The organism is Candidatus Pelagibacter sp. HIMB1505 (assembly GCF_052047915.1).
In the GTDB taxonomy this organism is placed as follows: domain Bacteria; phylum Pseudomonadota; class Alphaproteobacteria; order Pelagibacterales; family Pelagibacteraceae; genus Pelagibacter; species Pelagibacter communis_A.
This window is the reverse complement of record NZ_JBNAIR010000001.1, coordinates 560,627-583,398: the sequence shown is the minus strand read 5'-3', so window position 1 is coordinate 583,398 and position 22,772 is coordinate 560,627. Positions and strand designations below refer to the sequence as shown.

Annotated in this window: 23 protein-coding genes; 3 read left to right on the top strand and 20 right to left on the bottom strand. The window is 29.2% G+C overall.

What is annotated here, in order from left to right; translation table 11 throughout:
- Positions 1–88 precede the first annotated feature (88 nt).
- From ACTTAU_RS03050 to ACTTAU_RS02995, 12 genes are read right to left on the bottom strand one after another with little or no spacing between them, the layout of a single operon-like run.
- Entirely contained in the window at positions 89–1,174 is a 1,086-nt protein-coding gene (locus ACTTAU_RS03050; protein ID WP_438305668.1) for an ABC transporter ATP-binding protein, read from the bottom strand.
- A gap of 53 nt (positions 1,175–1,227) precedes the next feature.
- A complete protein-coding gene (locus ACTTAU_RS03045) occupies positions 1,228–2,394 on the bottom strand; it encodes a M24 family metallopeptidase (protein ID WP_438305670.1) in 1,167 nt (388 codons plus the stop codon).
- 3 nt (positions 2,395–2,397) lie between these two features.
- A complete protein-coding gene (locus ACTTAU_RS03040) occupies positions 2,398–3,141 on the bottom strand; it encodes a maleate cis-trans isomerase family protein (RefSeq protein ID WP_438305672.1) in 744 nt (247 codons plus the stop codon).
- A 45-nt stretch (positions 3,142–3,186) separates the two neighbouring features.
- Entirely contained in the window at positions 3,187–3,963 is a 777-nt protein-coding gene (gene panB, locus ACTTAU_RS03035) for a 3-methyl-2-oxobutanoate hydroxymethyltransferase (RefSeq protein ID WP_438305675.1), read from the bottom strand.
- A 19-nt stretch (positions 3,964–3,982) separates the two neighbouring features.
- A complete protein-coding gene (locus ACTTAU_RS03030) occupies positions 3,983–4,402 on the bottom strand; it encodes a VOC family protein (RefSeq protein ID WP_438305677.1) in 420 nt (139 codons plus the stop codon).
- Positions 4,403–4,423: 21 nt separating this feature from the next.
- Entirely contained in the window at positions 4,424–5,983 is a 1,560-nt protein-coding gene (gene guaA, locus ACTTAU_RS03025) for a glutamine-hydrolyzing GMP synthase (RefSeq protein ID WP_438305679.1), read from the bottom strand.
- Positions 5,973–6,410 carry a hypothetical protein gene (locus ACTTAU_RS03020; protein ID WP_438305681.1) on the bottom strand — a complete coding sequence of 146 codons (438 nt, stop codon included), beginning with the start codon at positions 6,408–6,410 and terminating at the stop codon, positions 5,973–5,975. The genes guaA and ACTTAU_RS03020 overlap by 11 nt, the downstream gene beginning before the upstream one ends.
- Positions 6,410–7,486 carry an IMP dehydrogenase gene (gene guaB, locus ACTTAU_RS03015; RefSeq protein ID WP_438305683.1) on the bottom strand — a complete coding sequence of 359 codons (1,077 nt, stop codon included), beginning with the start codon at positions 7,484–7,486 and terminating at the stop codon, positions 6,410–6,412. Before guaB ends, ACTTAU_RS03020 begins: the two co-directional genes overlap by 1 nt.
- Positions 7,487–7,523: 37 nt before the next feature.
- Positions 7,524–8,135, bottom strand: coding sequence for an RlmE family RNA methyltransferase (locus ACTTAU_RS03010; protein ID WP_438305685.1), 612 nt, complete (start codon positions 8,133–8,135; stop codon positions 7,524–7,526).
- Entirely contained in the window at positions 8,136–9,047 is a 912-nt protein-coding gene (locus ACTTAU_RS03005) for a glycosyltransferase (protein WP_438305688.1), read from the bottom strand.
- Positions 9,047–9,853 carry a CDP-diacylglycerol--serine O-phosphatidyltransferase gene (gene pssA / locus ACTTAU_RS03000; protein WP_085113909.1) on the bottom strand — a complete coding sequence of 269 codons (807 nt, stop codon included), beginning with the start codon at positions 9,851–9,853 and terminating at the stop codon, positions 9,047–9,049. The genes ACTTAU_RS03005 and pssA overlap by 1 nt, the downstream gene beginning before the upstream one ends.
- Before the next feature lies 1 nt (position 9,854).
- Positions 9,855–10,502, bottom strand: a complete 648-nt coding sequence (locus ACTTAU_RS02995) for a phosphatidylserine decarboxylase (protein ID WP_438305689.1) — start codon at positions 10,500–10,502, stop codon at positions 9,855–9,857.
- Between the two features lie 77 nt (positions 10,503–10,579).
- Between ACTTAU_RS02995 and ACTTAU_RS02990 the strand changes: the two genes are divergently transcribed.
- Positions 10,580–11,794 carry an NADP-dependent isocitrate dehydrogenase gene (locus tag ACTTAU_RS02990; RefSeq protein ID WP_438305691.1) on the top strand — a complete coding sequence of 405 codons (1,215 nt, stop codon included), beginning with the start codon at positions 10,580–10,582 and terminating at the stop codon, positions 11,792–11,794.
- Here the strand turns inward: ACTTAU_RS02990 and alaS are convergent.
- From alaS to ACTTAU_RS02960, 6 genes are all read right to left on the bottom strand, one after another.
- Entirely contained in the window at positions 11,786–14,452 is a 2,667-nt protein-coding gene (gene alaS, locus ACTTAU_RS02985; protein WP_438305692.1) for an alanine--tRNA ligase, read from the bottom strand. The two genes, ACTTAU_RS02990 and alaS, sit on opposite strands and share 9 nt — an antisense overlap.
- Positions 14,453–14,556: 104 nt before the next feature.
- Complete coding sequence (gene recA / locus ACTTAU_RS02980; RefSeq protein ID WP_438305694.1) at positions 14,557–15,708, bottom strand: recombinase RecA; 1,152 nt, start codon at positions 15,706–15,708, stop codon at positions 14,557–14,559.
- A 107-nt stretch (positions 15,709–15,815) separates the two neighbouring features.
- Positions 15,816–17,111, bottom strand: a complete 1,296-nt coding sequence (locus ACTTAU_RS02975) for a TolC family outer membrane protein (protein WP_438305696.1) — start codon at positions 17,109–17,111, stop codon at positions 15,816–15,818.
- Positions 17,108–18,037, bottom strand: coding sequence for a uridine kinase (locus tag ACTTAU_RS02970; RefSeq protein WP_438305697.1), 930 nt, complete (start codon positions 18,035–18,037; stop codon positions 17,108–17,110). Before ACTTAU_RS02970 ends, ACTTAU_RS02975 begins: the two co-directional genes overlap by 4 nt.
- 5 nt (positions 18,038–18,042) lie before the next feature.
- Positions 18,043–18,408 carry a GFA family protein gene (locus tag ACTTAU_RS02965; protein ID WP_438305699.1) on the bottom strand — a complete coding sequence of 122 codons (366 nt, stop codon included), beginning with the start codon at positions 18,406–18,408 and terminating at the stop codon, positions 18,043–18,045.
- 19 nt (positions 18,409–18,427) lie between these two features.
- On the bottom strand, positions 18,428–18,622 hold the full coding sequence (locus ACTTAU_RS02960) for a hypothetical protein (RefSeq protein ID WP_438305700.1): 195 nt from the start codon (positions 18,620–18,622) through the stop codon (positions 18,428–18,430).
- Positions 18,623–18,797: 175 nt separating this feature from the next.
- Between ACTTAU_RS02960 and ACTTAU_RS02955 the strand changes: the two genes are divergently transcribed.
- Both ACTTAU_RS02955 and ACTTAU_RS02950 read left to right on the top strand, forming a co-directional pair.
- Entirely contained in the window at positions 18,798–19,193 is a 396-nt protein-coding gene (locus ACTTAU_RS02955; protein ID WP_085113900.1) for a LexA family protein, read from the top strand.
- Positions 19,171–20,448, top strand: coding sequence for a Y-family DNA polymerase (locus ACTTAU_RS02950; RefSeq protein WP_438305702.1), 1,278 nt, complete (start codon positions 19,171–19,173; stop codon positions 20,446–20,448). The genes ACTTAU_RS02955 and ACTTAU_RS02950 overlap by 23 nt, the downstream gene beginning before the upstream one ends.
- Positions 20,449–20,456: 8 nt before the next feature.
- On the opposite strand, the gene ACTTAU_RS02945 is transcribed toward ACTTAU_RS02950, so the two are convergent.
- Together ACTTAU_RS02945 and ACTTAU_RS02940 are read right to left on the bottom strand one after the other, a co-directional pair.
- The gene (locus tag ACTTAU_RS02945; RefSeq protein ID WP_438305704.1) at positions 20,457–21,326 is read right to left on the bottom strand and encodes a glycosyltransferase family 2 protein; all 870 of its coding nucleotides are present in this window, start codon (positions 21,324–21,326) and stop codon (positions 20,457–20,459) included.
- Position 21,327: 1 nt separating this feature from the next.
- A complete protein-coding gene (locus ACTTAU_RS02940; RefSeq protein WP_438305706.1) occupies positions 21,328–22,716 on the bottom strand; it encodes a glycosyltransferase family 39 protein in 1,389 nt (462 codons plus the stop codon).
- Between the last annotated feature and the right edge of the window lie 56 nt (positions 22,717–22,772).

Below are 22,772 nucleotides of genomic sequence, written 5' to 3'. Positions count from 1 at the left end.
GTTTAAACGTTTAAATTTAAGTAAAACAATTTACAGCACTCAAGTCAACAGGCCAATTTGGTCACAGTAATAAAGGATATTTATAAGATTATTTTGGATCTAAAGCTCTAGCGTCTTCACTATTCCAGCCAATTTTAATCTCTTTACCAAGTTTTATATCTAAGTTGGATGAACTATTTGGAACTTTTAAAATAAATTGATTGTTTTGAAGTAAATTGATTCTTATTCTTGTATGATCACCATGGTAAATAACCTCTTCTATTTTACCACTGTGAATATTATCCATATCACTACTTGGATTTATTAATGCTCTTTCTGGTCTTAAAGAAATTCTTGTTTTTTCACCTTTTGATTTTACTGAAATCGGATTAGCTAAAATTTCTGTATTTGAAACTTTAACTTTACATTTTTTTCCAGAAATTTCTGATACCTCTCCAGCAAAAGTATTATTCTCTCCAATAAATTCTGCCACAAATGAGTTAACTGGTTTTTCATATAATTCGTCTGGACTTGAAAGCTGTTGTACTTTTCCATCATTGAAAACTGCAATCCTATTTGACATTGTTAAAGCCTCACTTTGATCATGAGTAACATAGACAACTGTTACACCAATACTTTCATGAATATGTTTAATTTCATATTGCATGCTCTCTCTTAAATTTTTATCTAATGCACCTAATGGCTCATCCATTAAAACTAGCTGAGGATCAAACACTAAAGATCTTGCAACGGCTACTCTTTGTTGTTGACCTCCTGATAACTGACCTGGCATTCTAGATGCAAATCCTTGAAGTGATACCATTGATAATGCTTTATCAATTTTTTTATCTGCTTCATCTTTTGGAATTTTTCTAACTCTTAATGGAAATGCTAAATTTTCATAAACAGTCATATGAGGGAATAAAGCATAATTTTGAAATACCATTCCAATTCCTCTTTTGTGTGGTGGAATACTTGAAATCGCTTTTCCATCTAAATAAATTTCACCATGAGTTGGAGTTTCAAATCCTGCTAACATCATCAAGCATGTAGTCTTACCAGATCCAGATGGCCCTAACATTGTTACAAACTCACCCTCTTCGATATCTAGCTGAAGATCTTTAACGACAAGTACTTTACCGTCATAACTTTTATCGACTTTGTCAAATTTTACGAATTCAGGATTTTTTGCCATAAAGTGTACATGTTAAACATTTGTGAGATAAGAATTCAACAGGTAAAATTGAATTATTTTATAAATAGATCTTTTGAAAGATTACAGAACAATTCTGCACCATTTTCAGTCACTCTAATAGATTCTGAAGCCTCAACGCCCCAGTTACCAAACTGCATCACAGCGATCATATGAAAAGTTACATTAGGTTTTAGCTCTGTCATATCTCCTTTAGATATATTTAAAGTATGTTCGCCCCAATCAGGTGGGTAACCAATTCCAATTGAATAACCAGTTCTTGAGGTTTTCTCAATTCCAAATTTATCTAATATTTTCCAAAAAGCTTGAGCAACATCATCAGCAGTATTACCTGCTTTTACCGCATCAATACCTGCTTGAAGCGCCTCATTCGTTTTTTTCATTGTATCAATTTTCAATTGATCTGGTTTTCCAAGTAAAATTGTTCGAGCCATAGGGCAATGATATTTTTTATGTGAGCCTGAAATCTCAATAATAGTAGCTTCTCCCTCAATAAATTTATCATCAGTCCATGTTAAATGAGATGCTGATGTACCTTTTCCTGTTGGCAGCATTGGAACTATCGAGGCATAATCTCCTCCAAATTCTGGGGTACCTTTAATTAATGAAGAATAAATTTCTGAAACGGCATCACACTGTCTGACCCCTGGGCTAATAACCTCAAATGCTTTTTTCATTCCATTTTGAACTATCTTAGATGCAGCTTTCATCAAATCTATCTCAGCATCTGATTTAACAACTCTGACCCAATTAACTAATCGTTCACAATCTAAAATTTTTGCATTAGGCAATCCTGTTTTTATTCTCTCATAACAATAGGCAGTAAAATAATGACTATCCATTTCAAGACCTATTGAAAGTTTATCCCACTTTCGCTCTTTAATTAAATCAACTAATGCATCGTATGGATGTAATGGCCAAGTATGAATATATTTTTCATCATACTTAATAATATTTTCATCTTTTAAATAAGTTTTAATATATGCACCACCTGCATCTTGATTTCTTACAAAACATAATGGCTCATCTGCATTTACATGTACAATTACACACTGAGCATAATAAAAAGACCAAGCATCATAGCCTGTTAAATAATTCATGTTAGATGGATCTTGAGAAATTAATAACTCAATTCCTTTTTTTTGCATTGAGGCTTGAACTTTTTTTAGCCTATCTTGATATTCATTTTTTGAAAAAATCATAAATTAATTATTAAATAATTTTCCATACCCTACAACATTAATATTAGAGTTAATTTGATTTAGACTATCCCAGATTAAAGCTTGATTACTTGACACAACAAATTTTCCAAGTTTCTTTTCAAGGTCGTTTATTAAAGATAGTACAGGTAGAGCTGTACAAGAAACAAATAACGCATCGCTATCATTTAAGTTAATTTTACTTAAAACATCAAATAGATATTTATCATCGACTTTTCCTATATCTAAATCAGAAGGTATATCAAAATAAGATAATTCATTAATTTCAAAATTTTCATTTTTAAAATACTCAACAACAGAATTGTTAATTTCATTAGTGTATGGTGTGAAAATAGAAATTTTATTAATATTTAATTTTTTTAGAGCTTTGATGGCTGCTGTAATTGGTGTTGTTACTTTAGTATTGGGTTTGGCGGCATTGACTTTTTCAAAAATGGAATCATATCCTGCAGCAATAGTTCCAGATGTGCAACCATAAGCAACACAATCTAGTTTCTGATCTGGTAATATATCTTTAGTGACATTGGTAATATCGTCTGCCATTTTTTTCAAAGTTTCATTAGTTAAAGGATTGTAACAATGAATTCGATTACAATATAAATCTATATCTTTTCCATTAATCACATTATTAAAATCTTTTTCGATCCTAAAATCACTAGCAAGAGTTATTAAACCAATCCTTGGGTTTGGATTTAATAGATACTTAGGTTTTATTTTAGATAGTTTCATTAGTATAATTATTTAAATATATTATTAACTAAATTGTCTAGTTAATTAGTTTTGAAAAGAGTGTTTATTTTTTGGAAATCGCTTATTTTGAACTTCAAATTTAAATTTTCTAACCGCTTGATCAATTAACTTAGTTAAATTTGCAAATTTTTTTACAAATTTAAATTTACCATCACTTAATCCCAATAGATCATCAGTCACTAATACTTGGCCGTCACAATTTATCGATGCCCCTATACCAATTGTAGGTATTTTTAGGTTATTTGTTATATCTTTAGATAATTTCTTTTCAGTACACTCCAATACAATTGAAAAAACACCAGCTTTTTCTAACAATTGAGCATCCTCTAAAATTTTATTTCTTTCTTTTAATTTTTTTCCTTTGAATACAAATTTTTTTTCAGTTTGAGGTAAAATTCCTAAATGACCCATTACTGATATTTTGTTCTTAATTAATATTTTGATAATAGGGATAATCTTTTTTCCACCTTCAAGTTTTACAGCATCACACTTTGTTTGTTTTATTATTCGCCTAGCATTTTTCAAAGCATCTTTTGGATCACGATAAGTATTAAAAGGCATATCGACAACTAATAAAGATTTTTTTACTCCTGCTTTCACGCTCCTAGCGTGATTAATCATCATCTCTAAAGAAACCTTCTTTGTGGTCTCAAAATTATAAAGAACTGATCCAAGAGAATCTCCAACTAAAATGATGTCACAATACTTATCTAATGTTGAAGCAATGTTTTTAGAATAAGCAGTTAAACAAATTAACTTAGTTTTATTTTTTTTATTTTTTATTTCTTTTATTTTGTTCATTTTAATTTATCTTACTCAATTACCAAGTACCAGTATTTTGCATAGAGGCCCAAGGTTCTTGCGGTTCTAAGTTACCTTCTTGGAGAATTTCAATAGAAATTTTATCAGGTGATCTTACAAAAGCCATGTGCCCATCTCTAGGCGGTCTATTAATAATATAACCCATATCCATTAATCGCTGACATGTTTCATAAATATTGTCTACTCTATAAGCGAGATGTCCAAAATTTCTTGAACCGTCACCAAGATCATCACCATCCCAATTATAAGTCAATTCAATTTGAGCTTGATCGTCATTTGGAGCTGATAAAAATATAAGTGTAAATCTTCCTTTTTCATTATCAATTCTTTTGTTTTCTCTCAAACCAAGTCCATCACAAAAAAATCTCAAAGACTCATTTATGTCTTTGATTCTAATCATAGTATGAAGATATTTCATTTTATAAATTTATAATTAAAACTATTCTAATTCAATAGTGCTAGGTGGTTTTGAGGTAACATCATACACAACTCTATTTATTCCTCTAATACTATTCACAATCTTGTTTGATACGTACTGCATAAATGATTTTTTAAAATCATAGTAATCAGCTGTCATACCATCTTCAGAAGTGATCGCTCTTAGCAGGCATAAATATTCATAAGTTCTATTATCCCCCATAACGCCAACTGTTTTTACAGGGAGTAAAGCTGCATAAGCTTGCCAAATTTTATCATAGAGATTTTTTTCTTTTAGAGCACTTATAAAATAATGATCTGCTTCTTTAAGAATTTTTATTTTTTCAGGAGTTATTAAACCTGGCATACGAATAGCTAATCCAGGTCCAGGAAATGGATGTCTAGATATAATTTCTTTATTTAAATTTAATTCTAAGCCTAATTTTCTCACCTCATCTTTAAAAAGAAACTTCAAAGGTTCTACTAATTCTAACTTCATTTTTTTAGGCAACCCACCAACATTATGATGAGATTTTATCTTTGAAGTTTGACTGCCTGTTACTGATTTGCTTTCGATTAAATCTGGATAAAGAGTTCCTTGTGCAAGGTACTTAACATTCTTAATTTTTTTTGAATATCTTTCAAATATTTTAATAAATAAATTTCCAATAATTTTTCTTTTCTTTTCTGGGTCAGAAACATTTTTTAATTTTCTAAGAAATTCTTTTTCAGCGTTTACATAAATTAAATTAATCTTTAATCTTTTCTTAAATGTTTGAACAACCTGAATTTCCTCATTTTTTCTCAAAAGACCTGTATTCACAAATATGCAGTATAATTTTTTGCCAATAGCTTTGTTTAAAAGTTGGGCAACTACGCTGCTATCTACTCCACCAGATAAAGCACAGATCACTTTATTTTGACCAACTTGTTGTCTAACTTCCTTAATTAATTTGATCCTTTGATCTTTGGGAGACCAATTTTTTTTAATTTTACATATTTTAGAAATAAAATTACTAAATATTTTTTTGCCATTTTCAGAGTGAGTTACCTCTGGGTGAAATTGAACTCCAAAAAACTGCTCTACTTTACTTTCTACAATTGCATACTTTGAATTTTCACTTGAGGCGATAACTCTAAAAGTTTTTGGCAATCTATAAACTTGATCTGCATGACTCATCCAAACTTTTTTTGATTTTTTATTAAAAAAATTTTTGATTAATAAACTATTATTTTTTTTATAAATGTTGGCTAAGCCAAACTCTCGATGTTTAGATTGCTTAACCTTACCACCATTAAATTTTGATAAAATTTGATGTCCAAAACATATGCCAAGAATTGGAATTCCTAATTTTAATATTCTTTTATCAAATAAATTATCATTTAATTGATAGACATTTAAAGGTCCTCCAGACAAAATAATCCCTTTAGTGTTTGATTTTATCTGAGAACTTTTTATCTTTTGATGGCTAACTAATTCTGAATATACACCAAGTTCTCTTATTCTTCGTACTATTAGTTGTGTAAATTGTGAGCCAAAATCAATTATTAAGATTTTGTTCAAATTTAAATCAAGACTCATTTTTTGGTTCTAAATTCTTCAAGTCCTGTAAAATTTTTTCATTTTTATCACATAAATTTTTACAAACCTTTGTAAATCTCTCAGATAACTCTTTTACTTTAGAATAATTAGTTCTTTCAATTCCCATCTCCATCATCAATAATATTGCTTCTTCATTAGCAGGATCAATAAGTAATGTAGTTTCTAAATTCTTTTCTTCTTTTTTTAAATCTTCCTGCTCTTTATATATCTTTGCAAGATACAAATAAGAGTCTGCATGTTTAGGTTCAAACACAATGCTTCTCTCAAATAGAAATTTTGCATCATCGAATTTTTTTGCTTTAAATAATTTTACACCTTCATTAAAAAATTCTTCTTTAGCTAAACTAATATTTGTTAAGTTAATTAAAACAATTAAAGAAAAAAATATTTTATAAAATTTAAACATTAATATTTTGTATCACTTTTTATAATATCTACATTATGAACCATACTTTCATAAAAACCAGCTTTAGTAATTTTTACAAATTTAGGTTTATTTCTTAAATATTTAATTTGTTTAGATCCAAGATAACCCATTGAAGATCTTAAACCACCAATTAATTTAAAAATAATACTTCCAACATCGCCTTTATATTTTGCAAATCCTTCAACGCCTTCCGGCACATATTTTGATATATCTTTTTGTTTTGATTGAAAATATCTATCTGCAGAACCTTTATTCATTGCTCCAACAGAACCCATGCCTCTAAAGCTTTTAAAATATTTACCATTTCTTTTAATTAGTTTTCCAGGAGCTTCATCTGTGCCTGCAAACAATGACCCAATCATAACTGCATCTGCACCTGCAGCAAAAGCTTTAGCTAAATCACCAGAATATTTAATTCCTCCATCAGCAATGATTTTAACATTCTTATTTTTAATTCCATTCCTAACAGAAAGAATTGCACTTAATTGTGGAACACCTATACCCGCTACTAATCTGGTTGTACAAATTGATCCTGGGCCAATACCTACTTTAATTATATCTACACCTAAATTTAATAAGTATTTTGCAGCCTCTGGTGTTGCAATGTTTCCTGCACATAATGCTGTTTTTTTAGTCTTAATTTTTTTAATCAATTTAACAATTTCAGAAACTTTTTTAGTATGTCCATGAGCAGTATCTACAACTATTAAATCTACTCCTTCTTTAAGAATTTCTTTAGCTCGACTAACTTCATTTGGGCCAGCACCAACTGCTGCACCAACTAGTAATTTTTTTTGTTTTACTTTTTTAATTTCAGTAATTTGTTTTTTTACATCTAGATTTCTATGAATAACACCAATGCCTCCAGCTTTAGCTATGGCAATTGCCATTTTGCTTTCAGTAACTGTGTCCATTGCAGATGACAGTAATGGAATTTTTAATTTAAGATTTTCAGTTAATTTAATACTGGTATCAACTTCAGACGGTAATATTTCAGAGTACTTTGGGGCTAATGTAACGTCGTCAAAGGTAAGTGCTTCTTTAATAGGATCCATAACGATTTATATATGATTCCCTTATTTTTTAAAGAGCCTATCTAAGATTTTTACAAATTATAAAGCTCTCTTTTGAATCTTTTCGGCTAGATTTTGGTTTAAATACTTTAACTTCTTTGAAAATCTTTTTACCTAGCTGAACAATTTCATTAAACGAGCCACCCATGAATATTTTTGAGATAAAGAAGCCATTATTTGAAATGATATCTTGAGAAAAAATCATTGCCTCTTTGCATAATTCCCCTGTTTGAATTGAGTCTATATTTTTAATACCAGTTGTATTTACTGCCATATCAGACATTACTATGTCTGATTTATCAGCTAACAATTCTTTTATCTTTTGTTGAGTCTGTTCTTCAGTAAAATCACCTTTTATTTGAAGTGTATTATCAATTGGTTCCATTTCTTTAAGATCTATTGATATAATTTTACCATTTCTAACTACTTTAGATGCGTACTGAGTCCAGCTGCCTGGTGCTGCGCCAATATCTATTACTGTTAATCCACCTTTGAAAATTTTAAATTTTTCATCAATTTCAATTAATTTATAAGCAGATCTAGCTCTATACCCATCAACCTTAGATTGACGTACATAAGTATCTCTTCTCTGTTTATTTACCCAATTTTTTGAAATTTTATTTTTTTTCAATTAATTACTAAATCTTAAACTTTTTTCTACAAGTTCACCCTCAAGATTTTCTATCTTAATTTTGATATCTTTGTTTATTCTCATGTCTTTGCCATCTTTCCAAATACCTGCTGCAAGATGCATAATACCTATCTTATAATTTGGTAAAAAGGGTTCTACAAAAGTATTTTTATCTTCATCAAATTTTGGAAGTAAATTACTTGTTATCCAATTGCAGTTAAGTGGCAAAAATTCAGTCTTTAGTTCATCAATATAAACTGACATATTTATAGCAAGACCTTCAGAACCAAAAATATTTCCAGCCTTTAGTGTCTGAAATAAATTTTTTTGCCAAGATAACCAACCTGGTGAGTTAGCTTCAAGTGAAAAAACTCCTATATTAATATGTGGAGCAAAAGCAAGTTTACGAGCTTTTGAGTATCCAATTTTTGATTTAACAGCATGTTTAAAATTTTGAGATTTTATTATTGCTAGTTTTCCAAATAACCAATTAACTTTAGATGTAATTCTATAGCCTGGTCCTATAGTTTGTGTAATTCCTAGCTTACCATTTTCACAGGCTTTAAAATATAACTCAACTGATTGCCAATCATTCACCCAAGCATCACAATCAATCCATAGATATTTTTCATAGTTAGGAAAATACTTTGGTAAAAAAGCTCTAGACACTTGACTTTTTAACCATTCTTTATCTTTTACTTTATAACCTGGGACTTCAATATCCCACTCAGCTGGTTTAATTGCATCTACTTTATCAAGTAGAGCTTCTTTTTGTTTGTCTTCTAATCCAGCATCTAAGATACAAATCGCTACATTCTCACTCTCTTTAAATTGTTTAATTGAGTCAACAAGCTCGTTTAATAAAGGATAATAATTAGCATCTGCTAATGAAACAATTACATTTTTTTTCATTAAAGAACATCTTCAAGATCATCATCACTATCTTGAATTTTTTCATTTTGATTTTGTTTTTTTAGTTTTTGATAATGGAAAAAACTAATTGGTAATAAAGTTAAATAAATTAATGAACTAATTGCGATGATATTAAAAGTGTAAATCAATAATAAACCAAAAAACAAAACAATTCCAAATAATAGAAAAATAGTGGCTTTTCTTTGAATTACAATTTTCTTGAAAGAATAAGATGGAAATTTACTGATCAATAAAAAAGAAGTTGTTATAAAAAAAATTGGAACAATAACGTTATAATTAATTTGAAAAAAACTTAAGCCACTTAGACTATAAATCAAAGGAGTTAAAACTAATATCCCTCCTGCTGGCGAAGGCACCCCTTCAAAAAAATTATCTCTCCAAGATGGTTCTTGATTTGAGTTTATATTAAATCTAGCAAGTCTTAACGCAACACAAATCACGTAAACCAAAGATAACAGCCAACCAAATTTTCCTAGCTCATTTAATTTCCAAAAGTACATGATAAATGCTGGTGCAACACCAAAGCTAATCATATCTGTTAATGAATCTAGTTCTTTACCAACTTTAGAAGTTCCTTTTATCAATCTTGCTATTCTTCCATCCAGGCCATCTATCAATGCTGCAAATATTATTGCAATTATCGCATATTCAAATTTGCCATCTAAGGCAAATCTGATTGAAGTTAAGCCTATACAAACTCCAAAAAGTGTAAGCATGTTAGGCAGTAACATTCTTGCATTTTTTCTATCAGCTATAATTTTGAAATTATTTTTTTGTTCTTGCATTTTATTTTTTAGCTAAAAGTGTTTCTCCTGAAATAGTTAGCTGTCCTATTTTAACTAATGGCTGATAATTTTCATAATAAACGTCAGCTCTACTTCCAAATCTTATCATTCCTATTCTCTCACCTTGGGATAGGTTTTGATCTTTATTAGACTCACATACAATTCTTCTTGCAATAAGGCCTGCTATTTGAACTACAACAATATCATTGCCGTGAACGTCTTTAATTTTGTAATAGTTTCTCTCATTGTCTTCACTTGCTTTATCTAATGAAGCATTTAAAAATTTGCCTGGTTTATATAAAATTTCTTCAATCTTTCCTTTACATGGAGTTCTATTCACATGACAGTCAAAGACATTCATAAATATGCTTATCTTATTAAACTTTTTATTTTCTAAACCTAATTCTTTAGGACCATCAACTTCCTCAACTTTAATTACCTCACCATCAGCTGGGCTTACTAGGTAATTATCATCTTCAATGACTACTCTTTCTGGATCTCTAAAAAAATAATAAACCCAAATAGTCAGCACAAGACCAATTAATCCTAAGAAGCTACTAAAATTATAAAGTATGATTGTTATTACGGCCGCAATAACAATAAACTTGTATCCTTCAGAATGTAATTTTGGAAAAATCTTACTAAACATATTCTTCTATTTGATAATTTTTGATTAATATGTATATAAAACACCGAAATTCAATTAATAAGATATATTTCATATAAATGAGCAAAATCACTGTAAAAAATCCTGTTGTAGAACTAGATGGTGATGAAATGACCAGAATAATCTGGGAGTTCATCAAAAACAAATTGATCCTACCTTATCTTGATCTTGGTATTGAGTATTACGATCTTGGGATGAAAAGCAGAGATGATACTGATGATCAGATCACTATAGACTCTGCTAATGCAATTAAAAAAGTTGGTGTTGGAATTAAATGCGCAACAATTACTCCTGATGAAGCTAGAGTTGAAGAATTCAAGTTAAAGAAAATGTGGAGATCTCCAAATGGAACAATTAGAAATATTATTGGAGGAACTGTATTTAGAGAACCAATTATTTGTAAAAATATTCCAAAATTAGTTCCTTCTTGGACAGACCCTGTAATTATTGGAAGACATGCATTTGGTGATCAATATAGAGCTACTGACTTTAAAGTTCCTGGTAAAGGTAAGATGGAGGTTAAATGGACTTCTGAAGATGGTAAAGATGAAATCAAATATGAAGTGTTTAATTTTACAGGACCAGGTGTTGCATTATCAATGTATAATTTAGATAAATCAATTCAAGATTTTGCAAGATCATGTTTTAGTTATGGATTAATGAAGAAATGGCCTGTTTACATGTCTACAAAAAATACAATTCTAAAACAATACGATGGAAGATTTAAAGATATTTTTCAAGAAATTTATGACAATGAGTACAAAACTGAATTTGAAAAACATAAACTAACTTATGAACACAGATTAATTGATGACATGGTTGCATGTGCAATGAAGTGGAGTGGAAAATATATTTGGGCTTGTAAAAATTATGATGGAGATGTCCAGTCAGATACAATGGCTCAAGGCTATGGATCGTTAGGTTTAATGACGAGTACTCTTTTAACTCCAGATGGTAAAACAATGGAAGCTGAAGCAGCACATGGAACAGTAACAAGACACTACAGAATGCATCAGCAAGGTAAAGAAACTTCCACTAATCCGATTGCATCAATTTTTGCTTGGAGTAGAGGTTTGGCCCATAGAGGTAAACTTGATGGTAATGATGAATTAATAAAATTTGCAAATACTCTAGAAGATGTTTGTATAGAGTGTGTTGAAAATGGAGCAATGACAAAAGATTTGGCAATCTTAATTGGTCCGTCAAGTAAGTACTTAACGACTAATCAATTTTTAGATGAAATTGATGGTAATCTTAAAAAGAAATTAAATTAGTTTTTTAATACTTTCAAAAGCGTCATCAATTTTTGCACTATCTTGACCACCTGCTTGTGCAAAATCTTTTCTTCCACCGCCACCTTTGCCACCAATAATTTCTGAGCCTACTTTAACAAAATTAACTGCATCATATTTTTCAGTTAACTTTTCTGTAACTCCAACAGCTAAACCAACTTTTTCATCTTTACTTGCAAAAACTACAATAATTCCTTCACCTAAATCTTTTTTACCTTGATCAACTAACTTTCTAAGTTCTTTTGGAGGTAAATCTGTAATTTTTTGAAATCTTAAATTTATATTATTCACTGTTTGATCATTAATAATATTTTTTGATTTATCTTTTAATATTGAGTTAACAGATAAAGTCTCTAGTTGCTTTGTTAGATTTTTGATTAAAACTTTTTGATCGTCTTCATCTAAAGAGGGTTTGCCTCCCAAGTTTGTTATTTGATCACTAAGGTCTTTAATAATTTCATTATTTTTTTCTGAAGATAGGTTAAGTTGTTTCTCTTTATTTTTTAAATATTCCTCTAATTGTTTATCTCTTAATGCCTCTATTCTTCTAACCCCAGCCGCAATTGAAGATTGGCTAACAATTTTAAATTTGCCAATATCACCAGTATTTTTTACGTGAGTTCCACCACATAGCTCAGTTGAGAAATACTTCTCACCTTCATCACCCATAGAAAGCACCCTTACTTCATCTCCATATTTCTCTCCAAATAGAGCTAACGCTCCATTTTCAACAGCTTCTTTGGGTGTCATAATTCTTGTTTTCACTTCTGTTTTTTTTTGCACCATCTCGTTTACATAATTTTCAATTTTACCGACTTCTTCATTTGAAATAGGTTTCATATGACTAAAATCAAAACGTAGTCGTTCAGGTTCAACTAAAGATCCCTTTTGTGTAACATGATCACCCAATACTCTTCTTAAAGACTCATGTAGTAAATGAGTTGCTGAATGATAAGCTCTAGTATCATTTCTTCTATTTACATCAATTTTCAACTCTACATCTTGATCAAGTTTTATTGATCCACTAACAACTTTTCCATAATGAACAAATAAATCACCTAATTTTTTTTGAACATCGGTGACTTCAAATTTAAAATCATCTTTTACAATAACCCCTTTATCTCCTACTTGTCCCCCTGACTCAGCATAAAAAGGTGTTTGGTTTAAAACTATCATACCTTCATCATCTTTATTAAGCACTGATACTTCTTTATGATTTTTCAATAAGCATTTAATAATTCCTTGAGCTTGATCATTTTCATATCCAAGAAATTCTGTTGGTCCAATTTTTTCTTTAATTCCAAACCAAATTTTTTCTACAGCACTATCTCCAGAGCCTTTCCAGTTTTTTCTTGCAAGCTCAATACTCTCTCTCATCAACTCACCAAATCTATCTTTATCAAATTTTAAAGACTTTGATTTTAATATGTCCTCAGTCAAATCAATTGGAAACCCATAAGTCTCATATAATTTGAAAGCAACATCACCAGGTAAAACTTTATCTATTTTAGAAATCTCTTCATTTAAAATTTTAATTCCTCTATCAAGTAAAACTAAAAATTTTTCTTCCTCCATTTTTAAAGTTTCTTTAATTAAAGATTCTGCTCTAGTTAATTCAGGATAGCTTGCTGACATTTCTTCTAACAGAGTATTAAACAAGTTTGCAAAAATTGGTTTCTTAGATCCTAACATATGAGAATGTCTCATTCCTCTTCTCATAATTCTTCTAAGCACATAACCTCTTCCTTCATTTGATGGTAAAACTCCTTCAGCAATTAAAAATGAGCTTGCTCTTAAATGATCAGCAATAACTCTAAAGCTTGAAAGATTTTTTTGATCTGGTTTTTGTTTAACTATGTCTGAAGTTGATTGAATAATTTTTTTAAAATGATCTGTCTCATAATTATCATGTGTATCTTGTAATAAAGCAGCAATTCTTTCAAGCCCCATCCCTGTATCTACAGACGGCTTTGGTAAATTAATCCTTTCATCTTTTGAAACTTGTTCGTATTGCATAAAGACTAAATTCCAAATCTCAATAAATCGATCACCATCCTCTTCAGGTGTTCCTGGCAATCCTCCTTTTAAATGATCACCATGATCATAAAAAATTTCAGAGCAAGGTCCGCAAGGACCTGTTTCACCCATTGACCAAAAATTATCTGAAGTTGATATTCTTATTATTCTATCATCGTTAAAACCCGCAATTTTCTTCCAAAAATTGAAAGCTTCATCATCCTCATGAAAAACTGTTACATAAAGTCTGTTTTTATCTATTCCAAAATCTTTTGTTATCAAATTCCAAGCATAATCAATGGCCTGTTCTTTAAAATAATCTCCAAAAGAAAAATTTCCTAACATTTCAAAAAATGTATGGTGTCTTGGAGTGTAGCCAACATTTTCTAAATCATTATGTTTTCCACCAGCTCTTACACATTTTTGAGATGTTGTTGCTCTTACATAATCTCTTTTCTCTAAACCGGTAAAAACATTTTTAAACTGAACCATGCCAGAATTGGCAAACATCAATGTTGGATCATTGTTGGGTACTAGATTGCTAGACTCAACAATCTTATGATCTTTTTTTTCAAAGTAATTTAAAAATGTACTTCGAATTTCATTGAGAGATTTATCTGCCATATTTTTAAAATACAGCTTTTTTATTTTATGTCTAGATAACTGTAATAAAGGGAAAAAGGCGCTTAAATACTAAGCGCCTTTATAATTTAAAGATGACCTAAAAATTAATTCTTTTTAGAAGGAGGAGTAGCTTCAGCCTTTACTTCTTCTTTTTCAGCAACTTTCTTTTCTTTTTCAATTTTTTCAGGGTCTAATGGATTACCTTCAATTTTTTTGGTAATCACCCCAGCTTTCTCTCTAATTGCAAGCTCAACTTCAGCTGCAACAGCTGGGTTTTGAGCTAGATAAGTTTTAGCATTTTCTCTACCTTGACCTATCTTCTCACCTTTATAAGCATACCATGCTCCTGATTTTTCAATAATGTCTGCTTTAGCACCAAGGTCAACTAGTTCACCCATTTTGCTAATTCCTTTTCCATACATTAAATCAAATTCAACTACTTTAAATGGAGGTGCTACTTTGTTTTTAACAACCTTAACTCTTGTAGAGTTTCCAATAATTTCGTCTTTATCTTTGATTGCTCCTATTCTTCTAATATCCATTCTTACAGATGAATAGAATTTTAAAGCATTTCCACCTGATGTTGTTTCAGGACTTCCAAACATAACTCCAATTTTCATTCTTATTTGGTTAATAAAAATCATCATTGTATTTGTATTTGAAATTGAACCAGTTAACTTTCTTAAAGCCTGACTCATAAGTCTTGATTGTAAACCAACGTGATGATCTCCCATTTCACCATCAATTTCTGCTTTTGGAGTTAAAGCAGCAACAGAATCAACCACAATTACTGAAATAGAACCTGATTTTACTAATGTATCAGCAATTTCTAATGCTTGCTCACCTGTATCTGGTTGAGAGATTAATAACTCCTCAGTATTAACTCCTAATTTTTTTGCATAAACTGGATCTAAAGCGTGCTCTGCATCCACAAATGCACAAATTCCACCTGCTTTTTGTGCTTCAGCTACAACTTGTAATGCCAAAGTTGTTTTACCAGATGACTCTGGACCATAAACTTCAATAATTCTTCCTTTTGGCAATCCACCAATTCCTAAAGCTAAATCTAAACTTAAAGATCCTGTAGAAACAGATTCAATATCCATAGCTCTTTTTTCACCAAGCTTCATTACAGAGCCTTTTCCAAAATTGTCCGTAATTTGAGCTATCGCAGCATCTAAAGCTTTATTCTTTTCTTTGTTATCCATTTCTTGATCTTTAGTAGATTTAACTACTTTTAGGTTACTTTTCGTCATTTTTTGCCTCTTTTATTAATTTTTTTAACACTCGAATCATGAAATAAATGTACACATTTTGTTCTCATTAGCAATAATTAATTATTACCTACTTAAAATTTATATTTTTAGTTAATTTTTAGATACTCGCTATGAAGCAAGCCTATTGATTTAAGTAAGTTGAATTGAGAAAGGATGTAATTTCTCTCAGAATTAGCAAGTGAAATTTGAGCGTTTAATAATAAAGAGTTAGATTGAATAACTTCTAAAGTTGTTCTGCCTGCTCCACTATTATACTCAGCTGCAATTCCTTCATTAGCAATTTCTGCTGCTCTTACTTGTGCTTGAACTGAATTTAATAAGCTTTTGTTTGATTGATAATTTGACCAAGCACTTGCAACATTTGTTTGATTTTGTTTTGTAACACTATCTAAAATTAGTCGAGATCTTGTCTCTATGCTTGAACTTTTATTTAATGAAGCTCTGTTTTTACCCCCAGAATAAAAAGGCCAAGATACTGTTGCTTTAATTGTATCTTTTTCTCTTTCGTCGTAGGTTGAACTTAAATCATCAGTATACGATCTCTCTAGAGACAAGTTTACTGTAGGTGCAAGATCTGATTTTGCGATAACTTTATCTTTTTGAGCTTGTTCATATTCTAACTGAGCAATAATTAAATCAGGATTGGTTTTCTTAGACAGATCAATTGCTGAATTTAAGCTTTCAGGCAAAGGATATTCTAAGATTGAATTTTTATCTAAAGATTTAGGATCATTTAATGCACCAATAATATTTTCATAATTCAATTTGCTAGTTAACAATTCATTTTCAGCTTGAATTAATTTTGCTTGTGCTTCAGCTAATGATGACTCAGATTGTGAAGCATCAGATAAAGTAATTTGTCCTCTCTCAACTCTAATTTGGTCTGTTTCAACTTGTCTACTTAATAGTTCAACGTTATCTCTATTAATATTAAGTTTTTCATTTGCCAATACAAGCCCTGTGTAAGCTTCAGTTGTTTTATATAATATATCTTGCTCTTTTTTTAAAAGTTTAGCTTTTGCTAGTTCTAATCCAATTTGACTCTTTGATAACTCTGCCCCTCTTCCAAAATCAATTAAAGTTTGTGAAATCGAAATAGACTTTGTTAATGGGTCCACATCATTAATAGAAGCATTTCCACCTGATTGATTAGTTAGTTTGTTTGTATCTTCCTGACTTTTGGATCCAGATAAAGTAACCGTTGGCAAATAGTTGCCTTTTGAAATTTTTAATTCTTGTTCTGAAATATTAATATTTTCTCTTTCAGCATTTAATTCAGAATTATTTTTAAATGCTTTTGATAATGCAGATGAAAAACTCTCAGCATTTACATTTGAAATAATTAAAAAAGATCCAAATAATATTATTAAAATTTTTTTCATTTGCTTTTATATACTGCAGATTTTATCTGATGGTTACCATTTAAATTAAGTATAATTGAGGCGTATTTTGGCATATTTTTAAACATGTTTTCTGTAATTCTTTGATAAGTCTGCATAAAATTAATCACATCACCTTTACTCATTATTTTATGATTTGATTTATTTTTAGTTTTCAACCAAAGCTTATATTCTTGCTTTAATCTCCACTTTTGTAACAAATTAAAATTTTTAGCTTTCAAATAAATTAAACAGTTTAATTGGGAATATAATTTTTTATATTTTCCATTTAATTGACTATTAACATATTTTCTCCATTTTAATTTTTGATCATTCGCTTTTTCAAGAGAGTTGATTGATCTTTTTAGAGTATTATTCTTCTCTGACTTTGCACCTACACACCAGCCTTCAAAAATTATCACATCAGGTTTTTTTTTAATTTGATACCAAGATTTTTGAGGAGACCTATCATCCACAGCTTTATTAAAACTTGGTAAACTAATTTTTTTAAATTTAGTTTTTTTTATATTATTAAAAAACTTAAGCATCATATCTATATCGTGAGTTCCTGGAACACCTCTAGTAAGCAACATTGGATGTATTTTTTTTGATAATGCTAATCTATCTTTTCGAGTTTTATAAAAATCATCAATTGAAATCTTGAAAACATTTAATCTAAAATATTTAGTCAAAATTACTTTGATTAAAGTACTGATTGTTGTCTTGCCTGTTCCTTGTCCACCTGCTAATCCTAGAAAATAAGGTTGTTTAACAGAAGCTTTTTTTGAAATCCAAAAACAAATTGGTATTAGAAAAGATTTAATCATTTTATCTTTTCCTTTGAATTTCTCTTTTGAAGTTTCTTGAGATCTTATAAATTTAAAACAATCTTTTTTAACTTTCTTAAAACAACTTTCAACAGATTGCATTGAGTTTATTTTTTTTGATCAAGTGGATGGTTGTTACCATCAATAATTGTTATATCTTTTAAATCAAAAGTATCTACCTCATCTACACATCCTAAATTAAATCCAGTCATTGCAGGATTACTTCTTGGATTGTGATGAGTATAAATTCCACAATTAGAACAAAAATAATGTTTAGCGACTTTAGTGTGAAATTGATAAAGTTTTAATTTATCTTCTCCCTTAGTAATTTTAAAATCTTCATTTTTAACCATCGACATAATCGCTCCCTTACGTTTACAAATTGAGCAATTACATTTAACAATTTTCTCAAGATCTCCATTTACATTTATTTCTGCTTCCACTGATCCACAATGACATGTTAATTTTTTCATTTTATTTCCTTTTGATTGATTATCTTTTATACAATTCGTAAATTTTTTCTCTATCCTCTTTATTCATACCTTTAGTTTCTTCAATAAACTTGTTTCTAACTTCTCTTGTTTTAAATAAATAAAAACAAACTGTTTCTTTGCTATGATAAATTGCTTTTAATTCATCATCTATTTTGTTTAACTCTTCTGGAATCTCTGCTTTTATGCAAATCATTAGTTTTTTATTGTACTGGTGTTTTAGCTATTTATTGTAAAACTTATCCACAACTCCACAAGATGTAGTTTTGAATGTTCACGTTTTGATTCACTTTTGATTCAATTACGGACTCAAAATACAACCTATTGCGTGCATTGTATAACTAGTCTATAAATAAGAACAAAACAAGAACATGAAACTAACTATCCCTTATTACTTGCATAAAGCAGGCGCTGGATTTCCTTCTCCTGCAACAGATTATATCGAAGAAGATATTGATTTAAATATTCATCTAATAAGAAATGTTCCAGCTACATTTATTATCCGAGTTCAAGGTAAATCAATGGTTGATGTTGGAATTAATGATGGAGACTTATTGGTCGTTGATAAAAGCTTAACACCAAAAAATTTCTCAACAGTAATAGCAAATGTTCATGATGAACTAGTCGTTAAAAGTTTAGTCCAAGAAAGAGATAAAAAATTTTTAACATCTGGGTCTAAAAATTTTAATGACCGAATTTTACTTAATGAAGATGAAGATATTTTTATTTGGGGGGTTGTAACTTATGTCATCCATTCAACATACTAAAAAGTTAGCTTTAGTTGACTGTAATTCTTTTTACGTCTCTTGTGAAAGATTGTTTAACCCAAGAATAAGAAAAAAACCTGTTGTTGTTTTATCAAATAATGATGGTTGTATCATCTCTAGATCTAATGAGGCAAAAGCTTTAGGAATTAAAATGGGAGAACCTTATTTTAAAGCTAAAGATATTATCATTAAAAATAAAGTTGAAGTTTTTTCATCAAATTATTCTTTGTATGGTGACTTATCTAGAAGAGTAATGAGAACATTAAAAAGATTTAACACAGAAATAGAAGTTTATTCAATTGATGAGGCTTTCATAGATTTATCAAATTTTCCTGATCAAGATATAGAAAAAGTTGGAAAGGAAATTAGAGAAACAGTTTTAAAGTGGACTGGTATTCCAACAAGTATAGGGATAGCCAAAACAAAAACATTAAGCAAAGTTGCAAATCATATAGCTAAGAAAAAGATATCAGGTGTGACTAGTTTAATTGGAATTGAAAATATTGACCCAATTTTAGAAAAGATAGATATTAATGATGTCTGGGGTGTTGGAAAACAACTTACAAAATTTTATCAAAAGAATGGAATTTATAATGCTAAACAACTTAAGAATAAATCTAATAACTGGATTAAAAAAAGCTCTAATGTACTAAGCTCAAGGACAGCAATGGAATTGAAAGGTATTCCATGTATTAGTTTAGAAACAACAACAGCTAAAAGAAAAAGTTGTGTTGTATCAAGATCATTTGGCAAAAGAGTAGAAAAATTTCAAGAATTAAAAGAAGCAGTTGCAAGTTATTGCTTAAATGCATCAGAAAAAATTAGGTCAGAGTCTTTAGTTACAAAAGCAATCACAGTGTTTGTCAGAACTAGTCCTTTTCAAAGAAATTTTGGTTATTACTCAAATTCAAAAACATTAGATTTTCCAATAGCAACCAACAATAGTATAGAAATAGTCAAAGCAGCAGTTTCAATATTGGAAAGTATTTTTAAAAATGGTTATCAATATCAAAAAGCAGGTGTCATGCTTACAGGACTAAAAAATGATGATGGCAGGAAAAATCTATTTTCTTCTGAACGAGATGAAAAAATAGGAAATCTAATGCGATCAATAGATAACACCAACCATCGATATGGAAGAGCTACGTTAAGTGTTGCAAGTGCTGGTGTTCAAAAAAAATGGAATATGAAGAGAGAATACTCTTCAAAGATAGATACAGCTGACTTTTATTCACTGCCAAAAATTAGAGCTTAAACTAAACTTTATTTCAAATTTTCAATACTGGCTATATTTTTTAAACAATCTTTAAATTCATCCATGTTTTCTCTCATAGACAAACTTGAGATCGAATAAATCATAATCAGTAATAGAATAAAGGGAATTAACATGATTATTGTGGCATTAGATTTAATCAAATAAACATAAAATATAATAAATAATGCTGATCGAATTAGAACTGCATTTTTAAAGACACTAATAATAGATAAAGAGTGTTTTAAAAGATTTGAAAAACTCATTTTAGAAGGACCAAAATATCTCTCACCTCTAATAGATGGAATTGATATCTTGTTTTTCTCAACTTTAGTTAGTGCGCCAGAAAAACTATTCCAAGTGGCTTTTTCATTAATAAGTTTCTCAACAGTAGATTTAGATAGACAGGTAAAATTTCCAAACTTAATCGAATGGCCCGTGAACACTAATGTTATAAGTTTATGAAAAAAATAACACAGCTTAAAAATAAAAGCTTCTGATCTTTTAACCCTTTCTCCAATAATTGTTTTATCAGGATTATTTTCTATAGTTTTAATGAATTCTTTTATTTCTTCTGGTCTATCTTCTCCATCACCATCCATGGGTATCACATAATCAAATTCTTCTTTTTCTAAAATATATTTTAGACCAGCAGCTATGCATCTTGCATGACCCCTATTTTCTTTCATGACAAGAATTTTAACTGAGTTAATATTTGATAAATCGGCAGTTTCTAATTGTCGATCAAAGGTGGATGCATCATCAACTATGATAATTGAAATTTCATGATTAATATTTTGAACTTCATTATCAATGTTATTTAAAAGTTTTGACAATGATTGCCAATCATTAAAGACAGGAATTAAAATTTTAATTTTCATATTATCTTGAACCAATCATACAATAACCATGTTTATCCATTTGGCCAAAATCTCCTGGACATATCTTTTTTAAAATTTCTGGATTGCCTACATAAATTATTCCACCATTGGGGTCTAAAGAATTAACTTTTCCTTTAAGCTCCAAAAACCACTTAGGACGAGAAGGCAAATGATAAGATAAATTTCCTGCAAACCACTCATCTCCTACAACATACATAATTTCATTTGAAAAATTTTTATTCCATCTTCTCTCCACAAGATCTGCTATTTCTTTTCCAAAATAATCTGTACGTTTATTTGTTTGTTTAATTGAAATATAAGAATACAAAATTGGTGACAAAAGTACTAAAAAGATAAATCCATATAAAAATGAATTAAGTTTTTTTAAATTAATTTGATTTTTAAAAAGATAAACTGCGAAAACACCAAAAAATAAATAAAATGGTGTCATCCACATAGTTCTTATTCTTGAGCCTGTTATTATGGAAGTAAGAAGCATCAATAAAATTGGTAAAAGATTTATAAAAACCAAAAATAACAATTTTTTATCTTTAAGATTTAATTTAAATTTAAATTTATTAACTAATAAATATATTAATCCAAAAAAAGGTACTAAAATTGCAAATTGTTTTAAAATAAAAATTGTTGGAAATTTTAAATGATCAAGAAAATTCGATGTTTCTAAACCTGTTCTTTTTAAACCATATGTCAAAGTTATAAAATTATTTTCATTTAACCAAATTAAATGAGGAACAAGCAAAATTATAAATACTTCAATTGCTATAAAATATTTAAAATCAAATCTTTTTAATTTTTTAAAAAAGATGAAATATAAAAAAAGTAAAACAATCGATAACAATAAATAAACAAATAAGTATTTAGATAAAAAACCAACTGCTCCAAAAAATCCTATTAAGATACAATCTTTAACATCAATTTCATTATTTTTAAGAATTCTCCAAGAATAAAAAACAACCATTGACCAAAAAGGTAGTTGGCAAACATTGACATTAAATTCTGGTGTAGTGAAATTATAAAAATAAATACTCTCAAGTAATAATACTGAGATTAGGCTCAACAATAAATTATTAAAAATCTCATTAGCCAATTTAAAAACATAAATAAAAGCCACACATACAAATATTTGACTTAATAAATAATAAGCCCAGTCTTGAGCTCCAAATATTTGGTAAAATAATTCGGGAAAAAAAGCACTTGCTGGAGGATGTTTATTAAAACCCCATTCTAGGTTACTTCCCCAGGCTAATGCTTCTATAGTGTCTAATGGCAAATTTTGATTTGTAAGAGTTGGAACTAATGTCCAAATAATTAAATGAGACAATAAAAATATAAAAAAGATATTGTTAATATTTCTTTTAAAAACATCCATTATTGAACAATTACATTAATTAACCCTGCTTGACACCCTAATTTTGCTGAATATAC

What these genes read in the sequence shown, in the direction of transcription:
- ACTTAU_RS03050 (WP_438305668.1), bottom strand. Translation starts at nt 1,174, where the DNA reads ATGGCAAAAAATCCTGAATTCGTAAAATTTGACAAAGTCGATAAAAGT.
- ACTTAU_RS03045 (WP_438305670.1), bottom strand. Translation starts at nt 2,394, where the DNA reads ATGATTTTTTCAAAAAATGAATATCAAGATAGGCTAAAAAAAGTTCAA.
- ACTTAU_RS03040 (WP_438305672.1), bottom strand. Translation starts at nt 3,141, where the DNA reads ATGAAACTATCTAAAATAAAACCTAAGTATCTATTAAATCCAAACCCA.
- panB (WP_438305675.1), bottom strand. Translation starts at nt 3,963, where the DNA reads ATGAACAAAATAAAAGAAATAAAAAATAAAAAAAATAAAACTAAGTTA.
- ACTTAU_RS03030 (WP_438305677.1), bottom strand. Translation starts at nt 4,402, where the DNA reads ATGAAATATCTTCATACTATGATTAGAATCAAAGACATAAATGAGTCT.
- guaA (WP_438305679.1), bottom strand. Translation starts at nt 5,983, where the DNA reads ATGAGTCTTGATTTAAATTTGAACAAAATCTTAATAATTGATTTTGGC.
- ACTTAU_RS03020 (WP_438305681.1), bottom strand. Translation starts at nt 6,410, where the DNA reads ATGTTTAAATTTTATAAAATATTTTTTTCTTTAATTGTTTTAATTAAC.
- guaB (WP_438305683.1), bottom strand. Translation starts at nt 7,486, where the DNA reads ATGGATCCTATTAAAGAAGCACTTACCTTTGACGACGTTACATTAGCC.
- ACTTAU_RS03005 (WP_438305688.1), bottom strand. Translation starts at nt 9,047, where the DNA reads ATGAAAAAAAATGTAATTGTTTCATTAGCAGATGCTAATTATTATCCT.
- pssA (WP_085113909.1), bottom strand. Translation starts at nt 9,853, where the DNA reads ATGCAAGAACAAAAAAATAATTTCAAAATTATAGCTGATAGAAAAAAT.
- ACTTAU_RS02995 (WP_438305689.1), bottom strand. Translation starts at nt 10,502, where the DNA reads ATGTTTAGTAAGATTTTTCCAAAATTACATTCTGAAGGATACAAGTTT.
- ACTTAU_RS02990 (WP_438305691.1), top strand. Translation starts at nt 10,580, where the DNA reads ATGAGCAAAATCACTGTAAAAAATCCTGTTGTAGAACTAGATGGTGAT.
- alaS (WP_438305692.1), bottom strand. Translation starts at nt 14,452, where the DNA reads ATGGCAGATAAATCTCTCAATGAAATTCGAAGTACATTTTTAAATTAC.
- recA (WP_438305694.1), bottom strand. Translation starts at nt 15,708, where the DNA reads ATGACGAAAAGTAACCTAAAAGTAGTTAAATCTACTAAAGATCAAGAA.
- ACTTAU_RS02975 (WP_438305696.1), bottom strand. Translation starts at nt 17,111, where the DNA reads ATGAAAAAAATTTTAATAATATTATTTGGATCTTTTTTAATTATTTCA.
- ACTTAU_RS02970 (WP_438305697.1), bottom strand. Translation starts at nt 18,037, where the DNA reads ATGCAATCTGTTGAAAGTTGTTTTAAGAAAGTTAAAAAAGATTGTTTT.
- ACTTAU_RS02965 (WP_438305699.1), bottom strand. Translation starts at nt 18,408, where the DNA reads ATGAAAAAATTAACATGTCATTGTGGATCAGTGGAAGCAGAAATAAAT.
- ACTTAU_RS02960 (WP_438305700.1), bottom strand. Translation starts at nt 18,622, where the DNA reads ATGATTTGCATAAAAGCAGAGATTCCAGAAGAGTTAAACAAAATAGAT.
- ACTTAU_RS02955 (WP_085113900.1), top strand. Translation starts at nt 18,798, where the DNA reads ATGAAACTAACTATCCCTTATTACTTGCATAAAGCAGGCGCTGGATTT.
- ACTTAU_RS02950 (WP_438305702.1), top strand. Translation starts at nt 19,171, where the DNA reads ATGTCATCCATTCAACATACTAAAAAGTTAGCTTTAGTTGACTGTAAT.
- ACTTAU_RS02945 (WP_438305704.1), bottom strand. Translation starts at nt 21,326, where the DNA reads ATGAAAATTAAAATTTTAATTCCTGTCTTTAATGATTGGCAATCATTG.
- ACTTAU_RS02940 (WP_438305706.1), bottom strand. Translation starts at nt 22,716, where the DNA reads ATGGATGTTTTTAAAAGAAATATTAACAATATCTTTTTTATATTTTTA.